Source organism: Paenibacillus sp. SZ31 (assembly GCF_012912005.1).
GTDB lineage: Bacteria > Bacillota > Bacilli > Paenibacillales > Paenibacillaceae > Paenibacillus.
In genome coordinates, this window is record NZ_JABBEA010000002.1 from 251,807 (window position 1) to 267,002 (window position 15,196).

At 43.8% G+C, this 15,196-nt stretch carries 15 protein-coding genes; 6 read left to right on the forward strand and 9 right to left on the reverse strand.

All coding sequences use genetic code 11. The features are described 5' to 3' along the window. Positions 1-6: 6 nt before the first annotated feature. The 6 genes from HF638_RS05805 to HF638_RS05830 form a co-directional block, all read right to left on the reverse strand. On the reverse strand, positions 7-1,449 hold the full coding sequence (locus HF638_RS05805; RefSeq protein WP_169479341.1) for a glycoside hydrolase family 1 protein: 1,443 nt from the start codon (positions 1,447-1,449) through the stop codon (positions 7-9). Positions 1,450-1,508: 59 nt separating this feature from the next. Beyond that, positions 1,509-3,425, reverse strand: a complete 1,917-nt coding sequence (locus HF638_RS05810; RefSeq protein WP_169479342.1) for a beta-glucoside-specific PTS transporter subunit IIABC — start codon at positions 3,423-3,425, stop codon at positions 1,509-1,511. A gap of 207 nt (positions 3,426-3,632) precedes the next feature. Next, positions 3,633-4,688, reverse strand: coding sequence for an LLM class flavin-dependent oxidoreductase (locus HF638_RS05815; protein WP_169479343.1), 1,056 nt, complete (start codon positions 4,686-4,688; stop codon positions 3,633-3,635). A gap of 64 nt (positions 4,689-4,752) precedes the next feature. Continuing rightward, on the reverse strand, positions 4,753-5,205 hold the full coding sequence (locus HF638_RS05820; protein ID WP_169479344.1) for a MarR family winged helix-turn-helix transcriptional regulator: 453 nt from the start codon (positions 5,203-5,205) through the stop codon (positions 4,753-4,755). Positions 5,206-5,249: 44 nt separating this feature from the next. Then, positions 5,250-6,017, reverse strand: coding sequence for a pirin family protein (locus HF638_RS05825; RefSeq protein ID WP_169479345.1), 768 nt, complete (start codon positions 6,015-6,017; stop codon positions 5,250-5,252). Positions 6,018-6,046: 29 nt separating this feature from the next. Then, on the reverse strand, positions 6,047-6,403 hold the full coding sequence (locus tag HF638_RS05830) for a DoxX family protein (protein WP_169479346.1): 357 nt from the start codon (positions 6,401-6,403) through the stop codon (positions 6,047-6,049). Positions 6,404-6,605: 202 nt separating this feature from the next. Between HF638_RS05830 and HF638_RS05835 the strand changes: the two genes are divergently transcribed. Then, entirely contained in the window at positions 6,606-7,664 is a 1,059-nt protein-coding gene (locus tag HF638_RS05835; RefSeq protein WP_169479347.1) for an alkene reductase, read from the forward strand. Positions 7,665-7,814: 150 nt separating this feature from the next. Next, entirely contained in the window at positions 7,815-8,309 is a 495-nt protein-coding gene (locus HF638_RS05840) for a MarR family winged helix-turn-helix transcriptional regulator (RefSeq protein ID WP_248278047.1), read from the forward strand. A 74-nt stretch (positions 8,310-8,383) separates the two neighbouring features. Here the strand turns inward: HF638_RS05840 and HF638_RS05845 are convergent, their stop codons facing one another. Together HF638_RS05845 and HF638_RS05850 are read right to left on the reverse strand one after the other, a co-directional pair. Next, positions 8,384-8,902, reverse strand: a complete 519-nt coding sequence (locus HF638_RS05845; RefSeq protein ID WP_169479348.1) for a VOC family protein — start codon at positions 8,900-8,902, stop codon at positions 8,384-8,386. Between the two features lie 85 nt (positions 8,903-8,987). After that, positions 8,988-9,950 (reverse strand): helix-turn-helix transcriptional regulator, encoded by a 963-nt coding sequence (locus HF638_RS05850; protein ID WP_169479349.1) that lies wholly within the window; start codon positions 9,948-9,950, stop codon positions 8,988-8,990. Positions 9,951-10,075: 125 nt separating this feature from the next. On the opposite strand from HF638_RS05850, the gene HF638_RS05855 reads away from it, so the two are divergent. Beyond that, positions 10,076-11,200, forward strand: a complete 1,125-nt coding sequence (locus HF638_RS05855; protein WP_169479350.1) for a GerAB/ArcD/ProY family transporter — start codon at positions 10,076-10,078, stop codon at positions 11,198-11,200. Between the two features lie 88 nt (positions 11,201-11,288). Here HF638_RS05855 and HF638_RS05860 read toward each other — a convergent pair whose 3' ends face one another. Continuing rightward, positions 11,289-12,230, reverse strand: a complete 942-nt coding sequence (locus HF638_RS05860; RefSeq protein WP_340398273.1) for a sugar-binding transcriptional regulator — start codon at positions 12,228-12,230, stop codon at positions 11,289-11,291. A gap of 215 nt (positions 12,231-12,445) precedes the next feature. Between HF638_RS05860 and HF638_RS05865 the strand changes: the two genes are divergently transcribed. From HF638_RS05865 to HF638_RS05875, 3 genes are all read left to right on the forward strand, one after another. Further along, entirely contained in the window at positions 12,446-13,180 is a 735-nt protein-coding gene (locus HF638_RS05865; RefSeq protein WP_169479351.1) for an MBL fold metallo-hydrolase, read from the forward strand. Between the two features lie 27 nt (positions 13,181-13,207). Continuing rightward, complete coding sequence (locus HF638_RS05870; RefSeq protein WP_169479352.1) at positions 13,208-14,074, forward strand: HAD family hydrolase; 867 nt, start codon at positions 13,208-13,210, stop codon at positions 14,072-14,074. A gap of 119 nt (positions 14,075-14,193) precedes the next feature. Next, on the forward strand, positions 14,194-15,189 hold the full coding sequence (locus HF638_RS05875; RefSeq protein ID WP_169479667.1) for an ABC transporter substrate-binding protein: 996 nt from the start codon (positions 14,194-14,196) through the stop codon (positions 15,187-15,189). The last annotated feature ends 7 nt before the right edge of the window (positions 15,190-15,196 follow it).

Sequence of the window (15,196 nt, forward strand, 5' to 3'; positions counted from 1 at the left end):
GATCCTTTATTCTTTCGTGACCGCCTGATCCGAATTTCCGATACATCTGCCATTCTGTTTAATGACCTCCTGATACCACGAGAAGCTTTTCTTTTTCAAGCGCTTCAAGTCTTTCAGGTCCTGTTCACCGCGGTTGACATAGATCATGCCGTAGCGTTTCCCATAACCCTGATGGGTGCTTACCACGTCAATAACGGACCAAGGGCAATAACCGATCACATCCACACCATCCGTTAGAGCCAGTCTGATCTGCTCCAGGTGTTTCTCAATAAAATCAATCCGGTACGTGTCGTTAATCGTGTGATCCGCTTCCAGTACATCCGGAGCTCCTATACCGTTTTCCGTAATTAAAATTGGGAGACCATATCGTTCACATACCTTACGCAATGTCAGCCTTAGGCCAACCGGGTCAATAACCCAGCCATATTTCGTTTTTTCCGTATAAGGATTCTCCGCGGCCCGGTACACTCCCTGCTCGCCAAGCATAATTTGCTGATCCCCTGCACGAGCTGTAACATCCGACGCATCGCCCGTACTGGCGGCAATGGTTGCCGTTGAGTAATAATTGATAGCTACCAGATCGGGACGTCCCGACTGGATGTCTTCCATGTCTCCCTGCTCAATAACCGGCTCGATACCACGTTCCTGCAAATAACTCCAGAATAATGGATTATACCGTCCCCACACCGATAAGTCGAGAAAACCCCATCCGCGAATCGTTTCCCAGTTGTGTGCAGCGATTGCATCTGCTGGTCTGGAGGTTGCCTGGTACATGGAAGTCATGTTCAATGCAGGACCGATCTTGCCTTGCGGGAACATATCATGAAATAGTCGCATCGTTCTGCCTTGAGCTACAAACATGTGATGATTTTGCTGATACAGTTCCTTATTGGATGGCAAACGTCCGCCTTTTGGTGTACCAATAGCACCTGGATGGAGAATCATCGTATTTTGCTCATTTATGGTCAACCAATATTTCACTTTATGCCCGTATTGCTCAAACAAGATACGCCCGTACTCGACAAAGGCATCAATTGTCTCCCGGTTGTTCCATCCTCCGGTTTTCTCAAGCGCGTAAGGTAAGTCGAAATGATACATGGTCACAATGGGTTCAATGCCATGGAGCAGTAATTCGTCAATCAATTGGTGATAAAAATCGAGTCCTTTTTCATTAACTTCCCCTGTGCCTGAAGGCAAGATTCGAGTCCATGCAATGGAAAAACGATACGCTTTAAGGCCTAGCTCTGCAAAAAGCTTCACGTCTTCTCTGAATCGGTGATAGTGATCGCTCGCAACTGTGAAATCGGCGGTTCCAGCCGGATGATCACACATATCAATTACGGACAGGCCTTTGCCATCTTCGTTCCAGGCTCCCTCAACCTGATAGGCCGAGGTAGAGCCTCCCCATAGAAATTCATTGGGAAATGGTTGGATGTGTTGATATAACATCTCAAACCCTCCTTCATTTTAATATTAATCAAGATATATGACAGACCGTATAGTAGTTGTTACGAAAGGTGGATAATGGTCGCTCCAACCTCCACAGAACTCTGCTTCTCCAGCTTAATGTCTGGGAAACGATCCGAATTGGCGATAATGATCGGGGTTATGACTTCGTAACCTTCAGTCTTGATGGCGTCGATATCGAAGCTGATCAACAAGTCACCCTGTTGTACCCGATCCCCTACTTTTATGGAAGAGTCAAAATGTCTCCCCTTCAGATTGACGGTATCAACGCCAATATGAATGAGTACCTCTTCTCCATTGTAACCATTTAATTTGACTGCATGTTTGGAGTCCATGAAAGCCGTAACTTCACCTGCGATCGGTGCATACAGTTCTCCTTTTGCAGGAATAATTGCAGCGCCCTTACCCAGTAATCCCAAAGAGAAAACATCGTCTGGTACACGGTCCAGATGCACTAATTCCCCTTGCATCGGGCTGGCGATCGTAAGTGGGCGTAATTCATTTTGACTCGGTACGTCTTGAATAGGCTGCCCGGAAAGTGCCTTGTCATCGTTAACGTTGGTATTGCCTTCTTCATCATCATCCACTGGATCCTCAAAACCAATGATCCATGTCAGAGCAAAGGTCACGATAAAGGCGATCAGACAAGTGACAATAGCATGAACAATGTTCATCGGATTGCTACCAATGAAGGCTGGCAATGCGGCAAGTCCCGGAGAAACAAAGGCATAACGTACTAATCCGGTCAGACCAGCATATATTCCTGCTACACCACCACCAATCATCGCGGCAATCAAGGGTTTCTTCAGTTTCAGCGTTACACCGTACAAGGATGGTTCCGTGATGCCCAGCACAGCAGTGAAACCGGATGAAGCAGCGAGCTGCTTCAGTTTTTTGTTTTTCGTTTTCAATGCTACAGCAAGCGTAGCCCCACCTTGAGCAATATTGGATGCGAGCATTCCCGGACCGTTAATCATTTCATATCCATTTTTGGTCAGTTGGCTAGTTGCAATCGGCGTCATGGCCCATGCGGTACCTGTCACGATCAGGAATGGTTGCAAAGTTCCCATTAACAAAGGAATCAGCCAACTGGCTCTGGCATTAATCGCTTCTGCCCCCATCGCAACCAGATCATTCAGATACGTTCCGAAAGGTCCGATCGCCACCAATGCAAGTGGTGCTGTAATCAATAGCACAATCATCGGTTTCGTGAAGAATTTAATCATGGAAGGTGATACCCGATCCGCAAAACGTTCAATATAGGACATGAGCCAAACGACGATAATAATCGGCAGCACAGAGCCCGCGTAATCGGTTAGTCGAACTGGGACACCGATGAAAAATACGTCTTTTCCTTCCGCCATCAGGGCGCTCCAACCCGGGTGTAACAACACACCCGCAACCGTCATCGCCAGAATTGGACTTGTTTCGAACTTAATGGATGCTCCATAAGCCAGTAGAATGGGCATGAAATAAAACGCCGCGTCCGCAATGGTGTTAAGGATATAATAGTTTTGGCTTTCCGTCGTTACGAGGCCTGTCAGCACAAGTACGGCTAATATCGCTTTGATCATACCTGCGCCAATGATTGCCGGAATTACCGGAGTAAATGTCGTTGAGATCACGCTGATGAATCTGGAAATCCAGCTCTGTTTCTGTTTAGGTCCGTTATTTTTTCCGGTATCTGATCCGGAGTCCGCACTTCGGGTGCCTGAACCCATCTGCTGAGTGATAGCTCGATAGACCTGCTGCACTTCATTGCCAACAACGACCTGGTATTGTCCACCATTGTTTACAACGGTAATGACGCCTGGAAGTGCTTTGAGTTTTTCTGTCTCCGCTTTGGAGATGTCGTGCAATTCGAACCGAAGTCGGGTTGCACAGTGCGTAAGCCGAGCGATATTCTCCTTCTTCCCAACCAATTCCGTTATGTCTTGTCCCAACTTGCGATAATCCATGCCTATGCCCCATTTCTGAATTTGGATATAAAAAAGACCAAAACGATATGCCTTCCCCTACTCACATAAGGAAAATGCAAAATCATTTTGGTCATGCCTGCTTTACCAGTAACAGCCAAACACTGCTAATATTCAATTCGTTATCCATGTAAACGTTTACTGGATCATAATATCACACAATAAATTAGTTAGCAATCACTTTATTCGTCATGTTTGTGTATGTTTCTTAACAGCAGGCATAATGATTGTTGCTAGTAGTTCAATATTCTTCTTAATCTGATCCATGCTGACGCCACCTGCATCGATCTCGGCTAAGAATCGTTGTTGACCATACATCTCGTGTTGATACAACATTTTTTCAATAATTTGTTGAGGAGAGCCCACCATGAGTGCATCTCGATAATCGGTAGCAGCCAAGAATTGTTGCTCAGGGTAACCACTACCTCTTAATTGAACCGTAGCGTTATTAATATGTGGGTAGTATTCGCGTAAGGCTGTTTGGCTATCTTCGGCTACGTACATGAGACTCGTTGTGGAGATGGGTAATCCTGCAGGATCAAAGCCTGCGCTTCGTGCAGCTTCACGGTAGGCATCCACAGCAGTTTTAAATGCTCTTGACGGTCCACCAAGTGTGGTTAGCATCATGGGTACACCTGCTAAACCTGCTTTAATCGCACTTGCTGGAGGTCCTCCTACTGCACGCCATATCGGCATTTTCCCATGTAATGGTTGAGGGATGATTTCGGCATGATGTAGTGGTGCACGGAATTCCCCTTGCCATGTAACATGCTCTTCTTCGTTAATTTTCAGCAGTAAAGCCAATTTCTCTTCAAATAATTCTTCATAATTACTCACATCAAAACCTAATAATTCATAGGCACCTAGACGTGAGCCACGTCCTGCTACAATCTCCGCACGTCCATTTGAAATCAGATCCAACGTTGCAAAGTCTTCATATACTCGAACCGGGTCGGATGTACTCAGGACTGTTGCCGAGCTGGCGATTTTAATGGTTTTGGTTGCTTGAGCAATTGCTCCAAGGATCACAGTATGTGCCTGGGTTGCAAATAACGGCTGATGACTCTCCCCTACTGCGAATACATTAAGTCCTGCTTCTTCGGCCAGCTGGGCAGTTTCAATTAACTCATTAATACGTTGCTGTGCAGAGATGCGATGGCCTGTTAGTGGATTGCTTAAATGATCTCCAATGGAATAGAGACCAATCTCCATACCTTTATCTTGGTGAATACGATATTGTTCCATCTTTGTCTGTCCTTCCATATGAGTTCCATGGAGGCTAGAAACCAAAAATTGGTTTCATCTCAATTCATTCGTTGATCTTACTGGCACCTAGTCCGAGTTTCTTGAGAAGATCGGTTAACTGTATTTTTTCTTCATCGGTAATCGAAGACAGATTCTTGGATATCACCTCAACGTGTTGAGGAAAGATCTCTTTAAATACATTTTGGCCTTGATCCGTAATGACTACAATTGAAGATCGACGGTCTGTTGGACTTGGTTCTCGCTTGACTAATTCTTTCTTTTCAAGCTTATCCACTACATATGTGATGCTCCCGCTAGGGATCGAAAATTTCTCACTTATACTTTGGACCGTGTGTGGTCCCTTATTGTAGAGGAGTTCCAGCACCATAAAGTTCTCATTACTAATGCCGTATCGTTCTATATCTTTTACAACATCATCAAAAACAGTTTTACTAGCCTTTACCCACACACGGAAAAGCCGTAAATCGATCTGACTTTGTTCATCTCCTTGAAACATGTACAGGACCTCCTATTAGATACCTTCCCAAAAAACTGTATTAGTTATCTTGGTTTTCTGTATAAAGGATAATCAACTTCAGTAGGAACTTCAATAACTAAGATTCTAAGGTCTTGATCTACAGCTTGTATGGCTACTCTCTCCTCTTGCTCTGATTGGACGATAATAAAATCCTTATGTGAGAAATGAGTTGTTTCAAATGTATCTGATAAAAGTGTTCCGTCTCCTCTAATGGCTAAACTAGCCAATGTACGACCCAAGGAAAGGCTATGGATATATACTGTTCCTTTAGGAATAAGTACATCCCACATTTGAGCATCTGTCACAGTTTGCATGGGAGAATCGTTTCCTAAAAGTGTTTTGATTTTCACACCATCCATATCTACTAATGAAAACTGATTAGAATCGAATTGCGAATAAATAGGAGTACGTTTAACCGCCTGACTTAAATGGGGTTCAAACCAGATCTGGAAGGCCTCTGTTGGTTCCTTCAAAGCCTCGCCATGGTACACACCAGAGCCTGTTTGCATTAGTTGGGTTCCCCCTTCTTCTACAACACTTTCCGTACCCAGTGTATCCTGATGATATGCCTTGCCTTTGATCACGTAGGTGATGATTTCGAAGCCTTTATGCGGGTGTAAACCAATTTCAGCAGATTCCTGAGATTGAGCCCAAGCCCAGTAGAATAGAGGACCTAGTCGAGTAATGATGGAGCCTTCTCCGGAAAAACCAATTGGTTTTTGTTCTATTATTTTGCCGCCATCGAACTGACCACTCGCTTGATCTTTGGGTTTAATAATTTGGATTCCCATGATACTCACCCCTTAGTTTAACGGACCATTCACACAAACAAAGATCCGTAATTGATTAGCAATACGACCAAGCCCAGAATTAATAAAATGATCGGCATGAGCATTTGTTTTAATTGATCCTTTATTTTAATGTGAGTAATGATGGCACCGATCATCGTTACCACGATGAGTAAACCACCCAATGCAGCCAAACCCTCACTCCATATACCTGCAATAACTAAACCTGCTGCAATGACTTCGATCAACCCTGTAAATACTCGGAACGCTCCAGGATATCCATAGTTCTTGAATCCTTCCACCATCTGCTTGGACCCAAACTTCATAAAGCCAAACATAAGAAAACCTAACCCTAATATCACTTGCAGAACAATGGATAGAACACTCATAAATTCAATCTCCTCTTTAGCCTATTATTATTTATCCTAGTTGTAGGATGAATATATCCTAACATTAGGCTATATGAGTGTCAATGATAAAGTCAATTCACCTTCTTGCCTAATATTCGCTAAGTGTTGACAATCAAATATTTGTTTGTTAAATTTATGTTGCCGGAAACATATTTCTGCAAAATCGAGAGGAGTTTTTCGTATGAATACAACTTGGACACCAGTAACCGTAGGGAATTTGAACTTGCCACATCGCTTGGCTCTTGCCCCAATGACTAGATCACGTGCCCTTTATGACGGTACGCCTGGAACATATAGTGCAGAATATTATGAACAACGTGCTTCGATGGGGCTACTCATTAGTGAAGGAACTCAACCGTCTGAGGATGGACAAGGTTATTTATCTTCACCAGGTATTTATACAGAGGAGCATATTAAAGGTTGGAAACAGATCACTGATCGCGTTCATCAGGCCGGAGGGTATTTGTTCATTCAGCTCATGCATGCAGGTCGGATGTCTCACCCAGAGAATACACCTCACCACCGTCAACCCGTTGCCCCTTCCGCAATTACTCCAAAGGCACAAATGTATACTGCAAAAGGTATGCAAGATATTCCTACTCCGCGTGAGTTAAGTCTGGAAGAAATTCAGGAAACGATTCAGGACTTCCGCAAAGCTGCTGCATCTGCGATAGAGGCAGGCGCTGACGGTGTAGAGATTCATGGCGCTAACGGTTATCTTGTACATCAGTTTATTTCTGAAAATGCGAATGTACGTACCGACTCTTATGGTGGTTCGATTGAAAATCGAGCTAGATTTGCTATCGAGGTAGCAAAAGCTGTAGCTGAGGAAATTGGAGCAAGTCGCACAGCAATTCGACTCTCTCCCGGGGTTCCTTTAGGGGATATTATTGAAGGCACAGACGGTCCAAAAGTATATGAATATCTGATTTCTGAACTTGCTAAACTGAACTTGGCTTATCTTCATATTCTGCATGGTGGGGATGAAGAAAATCTTCAAAATATTCGTTCGACTTGGTCCAATGTACTTATTGTTAATCGACCAGGACGTCCTTTAGAAGAACTGGATAGAGACTTGAATAATAACTTGGCGGATATCGTGTCAGTAGGAACCTTGGCACTGGCTAATCCTGACTTAGTGGAACGTTTGAAATCAGGAGCAACGTTGAATGAAGCAGACCCTAAAACTTTTTATGGTGGAGATAGCCGCGGCTATACTGATTATCCAACGATGAAATAAAAGTCAACCTGACCTTATTTATTCGGTGCCCTACTACGGCGAAGCTGTTGTGGGGCATTTTTTCATTTTATAACTCCGTTACTTTACAAGTATTGAATTATTCACTACGCTTATAGCTTATAGAAAGTTAAAGCGGAAAGGTGAAAAATGATGAACAACTTTGAAGAAGAACCCAAACCAGACTCTAAAACATCTAATGTAGAAAAGGAAATGCAAGTCATCCAGCAATTCCCCATTAACTTCGCCGTTTTTTCCATGGCGAGATCACATCGTGGTTTAGCCGCACACTTGTTGCGTGAAGTGGGTCTATTTACTGGTCAAGAAATTATGTTGATGCAATTAGGAGAACAAGATGGACAATCACAGCAGAGTCTCGGACGGACGATGCGACTGGATCATTCAACGATTACCAAATCCGTTCGGCGCTTAGAAGAATCTGGCCTGGTTACTCGTTCTAAATCGCCCAAAGACGGACGCGTTACGCTAGTTACATTGACTGAAAATGGCAGACAACTCGTGGATAAGGCTGTTGCCGTTTGGACAAAAATGGAGGAAGTTGCTTCACAAGATCTCTCGGAACAAGAACGTGAGCTGTTAATCTCGATATCTCAAAAAATTTCATCCAACCTAGAGGGTTTCCTATAGGACTTACACCCGCCTCTAAAGGTATATTTGAATACTTCTACCTTAGAGGGGGTTATTCTAAACTCCACTATTCATCAGCTAACACTTTTGGCCCACGCAGCAACCCTCCGACTACTTTCTTCTTCCGACAAATCTTCAATCCGGGTTAGAACAGACCATCTTACGCCAAAAGGGTCCAATATACTCCCGAATCGATCACCCGAGGCAAAGTTTATAATCTCTTCTCTTACTGTCGCCCCTCTGAATACGGCGGTTGCAATGGTTTCATCCACATTCATGACGTAAATCCCTAAAGAATAACATGCATTCTCTTGATCTGGCGGTAAAGCCAATTGATATGCGGGGTTCGCTGCTCCTAACTGTAAAAAACCATTTCCAAAATCTAATTCCGCATGAACAATTATTGTATTACCTTTTCCATCCGGATGCTCAGTGATATCCTTCACCCTTGCATTGAATACTACTTTGTAGAACTCTATTGCTTCAGAAGGGTCCTTCACTGTTATAAATGGAGTAATCGAAGTAACGCCGTTAGGTGTACCCTTCTTTGTATATTTTCCTGATACCGCCTTGTGTTCTGTCTGTTCACTCATGTGTCTATTCCGCCTTTCTTCTCAGTGATCTGAGATTGTCATCATTATAAAACAACTTCACTGACATCTAGTGTCAGTGAAGTTGTTAGTGTTGATAGTATTCCATTAACTCGGATACCACAGCAACCAGTCTGTCTTTCACATGTTGTGGTTCGATGACTTGAATGGATTTCCCGTAGGATAGGAGAAAATAAGGGACATATGTATGAATTGATTCTTCCTCAAATAAAAAGATAGCTTGATTGGGAGTCCGCTCTTTCAGATAGTGTCCCATAAACCAATGCAGCCCCAAGTCATCCAGTGCCTCTGATCTGCCTTCGATAATTAAAGATATTAACCCCTCTTTGCCCGCTACATCGGGTAACAAATTTTGCATAAAAAATTCACGGGCTGAAAAAGATTCCGAACGCTCAAAGCGGAGCGAAGTAGGCTTGATTCGTAGAATACGATCTGCCCGGAAGCTGCGGAATTCCTTTCTCAGGTGGCAAAATGCAATGGTATACCATTTATTATTCCAGTACACCATTCCATAAGGATCTACTACTCTATTCTTGGGTTGTTCTTCACGGCTTGTACGATAATCAATTTCGACAGAGCAACAGTTAGCCACGGCTTGTTCCAATTCCGCCAAGATCGGCTGAACGGAAGGGTCTCCCATGCGATTAATAACGTTAAATCCGGCTAAATGACGACGAAGTGTGTTTTCCTGCTCCTCATTCGAATACATTTTCAACTTGGATGTCGCATTATCCAATGCCTCGCTCAAAGGGTATCCAGCTTCTTTTGCAAACATAGCAGCTTGGAGAAGTGCCTTTTTTTCTTCAATATCGAATAACAGAGGTGCTTTGATATGCTGATTCAGCAAGCTATACCCACCATTGTGGCCAGTATCTGAAATGATCGGTACTCCACTGGTACATAATGCATCAATATATCGATATACGGTTCTTATATTGATTTCTAACTTTTCGGACATTTGTTTTGCAGTTACTTTGGTGCCTGAATTCAGCATCCACAGAATCGCTAACATATTATCGTTCTTAGGCATAACCTACATCCTCATCTTCAAATATTTATTGCACATCTTTATTTTATATCAGTACAGCATAATTTACATAAAACAACTGAATTGGGCGATACTACAAACAAATTCTCCGGTTTGGAGTGAAGCCAATGAAGCAAGCCACAACCCAGATCAATACCTCTGAGGTTATTGTTGTGGTTATCAATTCAATCCTTGGAGCTGGTATTCTAACACTCCCTCGGACGATTAGCAAAGCAGTGGGAACACCAGATGTATGGATCTCCGTCATTCTATCTGGCTTGATCGTGACGGTAATTAGCCTCATGCTAGTTACTTTGTGTCGCAGATTTCCCGGTAAAACGGTGTTCGAGTTTCTTCCTGAAATCACAGGTCAATGGATTTCTTATCTGTTGGGACTTGTAATTATCGTATATTTCATTGTTCTTTGTGCATTCGAAGTCAGAGTCATGGCTGAAATTACAAGCATGTATATTCTTGAGCGCACACCTAGTTGGGTAACCATCATGGTTAGTTTGTGGATTGGCATTTACATGTTAAGTGGCGGCCTTAAGGTCATCACCAGAGTCTTTGCACTTGTAATGCCCGTTACTCTGGTCTTGCTCGCGCTGGTTTTCCTTTTAAGCACTAAAATGTTTGAACTCAACAATCTCAGACCGCTCCTTGGCGATGGATTCATGCCTGTGTTGAAAGGACTTAAGCCTTCGTGTCTCTCCTATTCCGGATATGAAGTATTGCTAATTATTACAGCTTATATGGCGGACGTCAAAGCCAGCAATAAAGCCGCTATATATAGCATACTTAGTTGTACGATCATATATTTGATCACAATTGTCACCGTGGTAGGAAATTTATCTTTGCCAGGAATTCAGACGCGGATGTGGCCGACGTTCGACATGGTTCGAAGTTTTGAAATTGAGGGATTTCTTTTTGAGCGCTATGAATCGTTGTTTATCGTGTTTTGGCTGATGCAAATTTTCGCGACCTATGCCTTTAAGCACTATTTTGCGTCTATTGGTATTCGAGATTTGTTTCGTCTCAAACATATTACCAGCATACAATTCGCGATGTTACCTGTCTTGTATGTCATTGCTTACTTGCCTAAAAACCTGGCGGAAACGTTAGCTTTGGGTGATTTTCTCGGCAATATGTCCATTTTTTTATTTGGCCTGTTGCCGTTGTTGCTATTGATTATTAGTTTAATACGTAAAAAAGGCGGAAAACAAGCATCTAGTGAAGCCCTAAAGGCAGGCTAAATGTTGTGTTCTTCTTCATGGATGGGCTCAGGAGAACCTTTTCGTTCTCCTGGCTTCATGAGTGAATCGAAATGATAACCCGCTAACATCAAATTTTCGTGATTTGAGTAGCTGTCGCTTCATCCGTAATGAGCATATTAATATATCCCCCACGTAAAGCAGCCAGAATACAGTCGATTTTATGCAGACCAAAGGCCATGCCCACCACTGTTTTTGTCTTCTTTAACTGCTCAAGTCCAAGACCAATGACTTTATGATTAATGGGATGATCTGTGATTGTGCCTTCACGAGTGATAAATACGGAATTAATATCCGCAACCGTATTCAATGCTTCTAATTCAGTTAACACTTGCTCATTCAGATAACCTGATCGTTCCATCGTTGACATGGAATACGGGTTTCCGATCCCCACCAGAGCGAGATTGATATTCTCCCCCTCTTTCAGAACAGCCGAAATATTAGACATGCCAATAATTTGCTCTCTCAGCTCTTCTGTCTCAACGACTGCGGGAGCATACAATGTATCGCAAGTCACACCCATTTTTTTGGATAACTCATACGCGATCTGATTAGAGTGCATCTCATTTCGTGAATTCCCTGTTCCACCAACCAGTGGGATGATTTTGACGTTCTCTTTTTTCTCCAAAGGGAACTCTCGCACCATATGATAGAGCGTATTGCCCCATGAGACACCGACACGATCGCCGTTTTTGATCAGTTTTTGAACAAATTGCGCGGCTGCCTTGCCTACTGCACTCGACAATAACTCTTTATTCAGATCCTTCGTTGGAACGACCAACACCTGTTTGAGGTTAAATAAGTCTTCCAGTTTTTTCTCCAATTTGGACGTTTCGTAATCATCATCATGAATGACAATTTCAATAATGCCCTCTTCTCTCGCACGCTGCAGCATCTTGGATATGACCGGCCTGGATACACCAAGCTTCTCAGCAATCTTCTCCTGAGTCCAGGATTCATAATAATACATCTTACAGACTCTGATCATATTTTTGCGTTCGTCTATATTCACATATAAGTCCGCCTTTGACGTTTAAATTTCCCTTCTAACACATTTCCCACTATAAAATGGGATTCGCGGCGGAGTCAAGCCAGGATAACTTTTCCAAAAGCATTTTTACAAAAGATTGACTTTCGGTTGACACGAGAGTAACAAACCCTTTTTACAATTGTAACTGTACGGAACATTTGTAAAGAATGCAGATCAAGACAGACAGAGGTGCAAAGATGAATGTGAAGATATTAGGTTACTGGGGTGGTTATCCCGCCGCTGGCGGAGCAACTGCGGGATACCTTGTAACCACAGATGAAGGGCAGATTTTGTTGGACTGTGGCAGCGGCGTGATGAGTAAGCTCCCCACCCAGACATGTGTGGAAGATCTATCCGGTGTTATTTTGTCTCACTTGCACCATGATCATATCGCCGATCTGGGAGTCCTCCAATATGCTGCAGCAGGTGCGATTCGCAATGGTCGCATGGTGAATAAACTGAAGCTGTATGCTCCGGATAATCCAGTAGAAATTCTGAATGGTCTATACGGTGAACATACTGAGGTCATCTCCATTGATCCTTCAATCAAGATTCGATTGGCAGGCGCAGAGATTGAATTCGTACACGTACAGCATACCATTACATGTTATGCCGTTAAGATCACATATAAAGGCAAGGTGCTGGTGTATTCCGGTGACACCTCCTACTGTGATTCCCTGATCGAACTTGCTCGTGATGCAGACATCTTTCTATGTGAGGCTACGATCTGTGAGGGCAGTGTTCACACGACCGGACAAGGACATATGAATGCCCTTCAAGCAGGCATGATTGCTGGTCAGGCAAACGTCAAGCAACTAGTCCTTGTCCATCTTCCCGGAGATGGCGATCTGGAGTTCATGCGAGATGAAGCAAGTCGCTCTTTCCAAGGACCTGTGGATATACCCGAACCACTTCGTATGTATGTTGTGTAAGTTAATCCATCCGGGAGGAATATGTTCATGTACAAATTGTTAGCCCTTGATCTGGACGGCACGATGCTTAATCCAGACAAAGTGATAACCCCTATGACACGCAGCTCCATTCAACAATTAATGTCAGCGAATGTGAATGTCACGATTGCATCCGGACGATTTCCCGCTTCCGTATGGTCCCATGCTCGGGAAGTCTCCATGAATTTCCCACTGGTAGCATTAAACGGTGCCGTGACGGTAGATCCCTTGACTGGAAATTTGCTTGATGGCGTTGCGTTGAAAATAGAAGATATGCTATTCATGTTGGATGTCATCCAGCAAGAAAAAGCCTACATCCATTTCTATGGATACAATGTCCTCTACGTTCAAGAGATTAATGATATCAATAGAAACTGGGCCTTGAACAATAGGGTCAACAGACCGGAACTAGATTCACCCGAAGAACGTGATGAACTTGAAGCAGAACAGGCTGATTTTATTCGTTTCGTCGAAGTTGGACAGGATTTCAGTACCTTTGTAAGTCAGATGCCAGACATGCTGTTCAAAGCAGCCGTGATCTGTACAGACCACGACTCACGCGAAAAACTATTTCGTATCCTTGACGGATCAGGGTTGTTCCAATGTACACGTACCGGAAGTTTGCGATTTGATGTTAATTCAGCCAGTGTCAGTAAACGTGGAGCGCTGGAACGATTGTGTCATGAACATCATATCGAACGTGCGCATGTAGCTGTAGCCGGGGATTATGATAATGATCTGGACATGTTGCAATGGGCAGGATTAGGAATCGCCATGGGAAATGCAGAGCCGCATGTGAAGGAAATCGCTAATGTCGTTACCGGCAGTAACGCTGAAGATGGTGTTGCGCAGGCAATCCATACGTACTTGTTATAACTTGCTCTAATTATTTCTTTTCCAATGTCGTAACCTCATACATTAACAGCTAGACACCAAAGGAGAGATTATCTGTGATTCCATTCAAAAAGTCGTTACTACTGCCCCTTCTGGCAGGCATGATTGTATTCAGCGGTTGTTCTGCACAAGGACAAGCCACTTCAGATCAAGGTGGTTCAGGTGGAGCTTCAAGCACGGTGTCAGGCAAACTGTCCTTCTATACTTCCCAGCCTGAAGAAGATGCAGGCAAACTGGTAAAGGCGTTTAACGATAAATATCCAGATGTTCAAGTTAGCATCTTCCGTTCCGGGACCGAAGAAGTCACTGCGAAACTTCAGGCAGAACGCCAAGCCGGTAAAACTCAAGCGGATGTACTCCTGCTGGCGGATGCGGTCACCTTTGAAAATTTGAAAAAGGATGATCTTCTACAAGCATACAAGTCCCCAGAGCTAAGTGAAATCCCGACAAATCTGGTTGATCCGGACGGCATGTACGCCGGTACGAAGGTTATGGCAACGGTACTTGCTACCAACACCCAGAAGGTCACAGCTCAACCGACATCCTGGCAAGTGCTGACCCTGCCGGACAGCAAAGATGCAAGTATTATGCCGAGTCCCCTATACTCTGGCGCAGCAGCATACAACATCGGTGTGTTTAGTCGAACAGATGGATTCGGATGGGATTTCCTTCAGGAGACGAAGATGAACGGCATGTCCGTAATTAAAGGAAACGGTGCGGTTATGAAGGCTGTTGCTAGCGGTGAAAAATCATATGGCGTCGTTGTGGATTACCTCGTGGCGCGTGAAAAATCGAAAGGTTCTCCGGTTGAACTGATCTACCCTGAAGAAGGTGTTCCCATCATCACAGAACCGATCGGGATTATGAAAGAAGCTGCCAATGTGCCGGCTGCTCAAGCCTTTGTAGATTTCATTCTCTCTGAAGAGGGGCAGAAGTTGTCTGCCGAGATCGGTTACTCCCCTATTCGCGAAGGCGTTGCTCCACCTGAAGGACTCAAAGGTGTATCAGAAATGAAGATTTTGCCTGGCGATGCGGCCAAACTGGCAGCTGATCGGGAAACAGATAAACAGCAATTCATTAATGTGTTTGGCGAGTAAGGATTGG

What these genes read in the sequence shown, in the direction of transcription:
- HF638_RS05870 (WP_169479352.1), top strand. Translation starts at nt 13,208, where the DNA reads ATGTACAAATTGTTAGCCCTTGATCTGGACGGCACGATGCTTAATCCA.
- HF638_RS05855 (WP_169479350.1), top strand. Translation starts at nt 10,076, where the DNA reads ATGAAGCAAGCCACAACCCAGATCAATACCTCTGAGGTTATTGTTGTG.
- HF638_RS05845 (WP_169479348.1), bottom strand. Translation starts at nt 8,902, where the DNA reads ATGAGTGAACAGACAGAACACAAGGCGGTATCAGGAAAATATACAAAG.
- HF638_RS05810 (WP_169479342.1), bottom strand. Translation starts at nt 3,425, where the DNA reads ATGGATTATCGCAAGTTGGGACAAGACATAACGGAATTGGTTGGGAAG.
- HF638_RS05830 (WP_169479346.1), bottom strand. Translation starts at nt 6,403, where the DNA reads ATGAGTGTTCTATCCATTGTTCTGCAAGTGATATTAGGGTTAGGTTTT.
- HF638_RS05850 (WP_169479349.1), bottom strand. Translation starts at nt 9,950, where the DNA reads ATGCCTAAGAACGATAATATGTTAGCGATTCTGTGGATGCTGAATTCA.
- HF638_RS05865 (WP_169479351.1), top strand. Translation starts at nt 12,446, where the DNA reads ATGAATGTGAAGATATTAGGTTACTGGGGTGGTTATCCCGCCGCTGGC.
- HF638_RS05815 (WP_169479343.1), bottom strand. Translation starts at nt 4,688, where the DNA reads ATGGAACAATATCGTATTCACCAAGATAAAGGTATGGAGATTGGTCTC.
- HF638_RS05840 (WP_248278047.1), top strand. Translation starts at nt 7,815, where the DNA reads ATGAACAACTTTGAAGAAGAACCCAAACCAGACTCTAAAACATCTAAT.
- HF638_RS05875 (WP_169479667.1), top strand. Translation starts at nt 14,194, where the DNA reads ATGATTGTATTCAGCGGTTGTTCTGCACAAGGACAAGCCACTTCAGAT.
- HF638_RS05805 (WP_169479341.1), bottom strand. Translation starts at nt 1,449, where the DNA reads ATGTTATATCAACACATCCAACCATTTCCCAATGAATTTCTATGGGGA.
- HF638_RS05835 (WP_169479347.1), top strand. Translation starts at nt 6,606, where the DNA reads ATGAATACAACTTGGACACCAGTAACCGTAGGGAATTTGAACTTGCCA.
- HF638_RS05825 (WP_169479345.1), bottom strand. Translation starts at nt 6,017, where the DNA reads ATGGGAATCCAAATTATTAAACCCAAAGATCAAGCGAGTGGTCAGTTC.
- HF638_RS05820 (WP_169479344.1), bottom strand. Translation starts at nt 5,205, where the DNA reads ATGTTTCAAGGAGATGAACAAAGTCAGATCGATTTACGGCTTTTCCGT.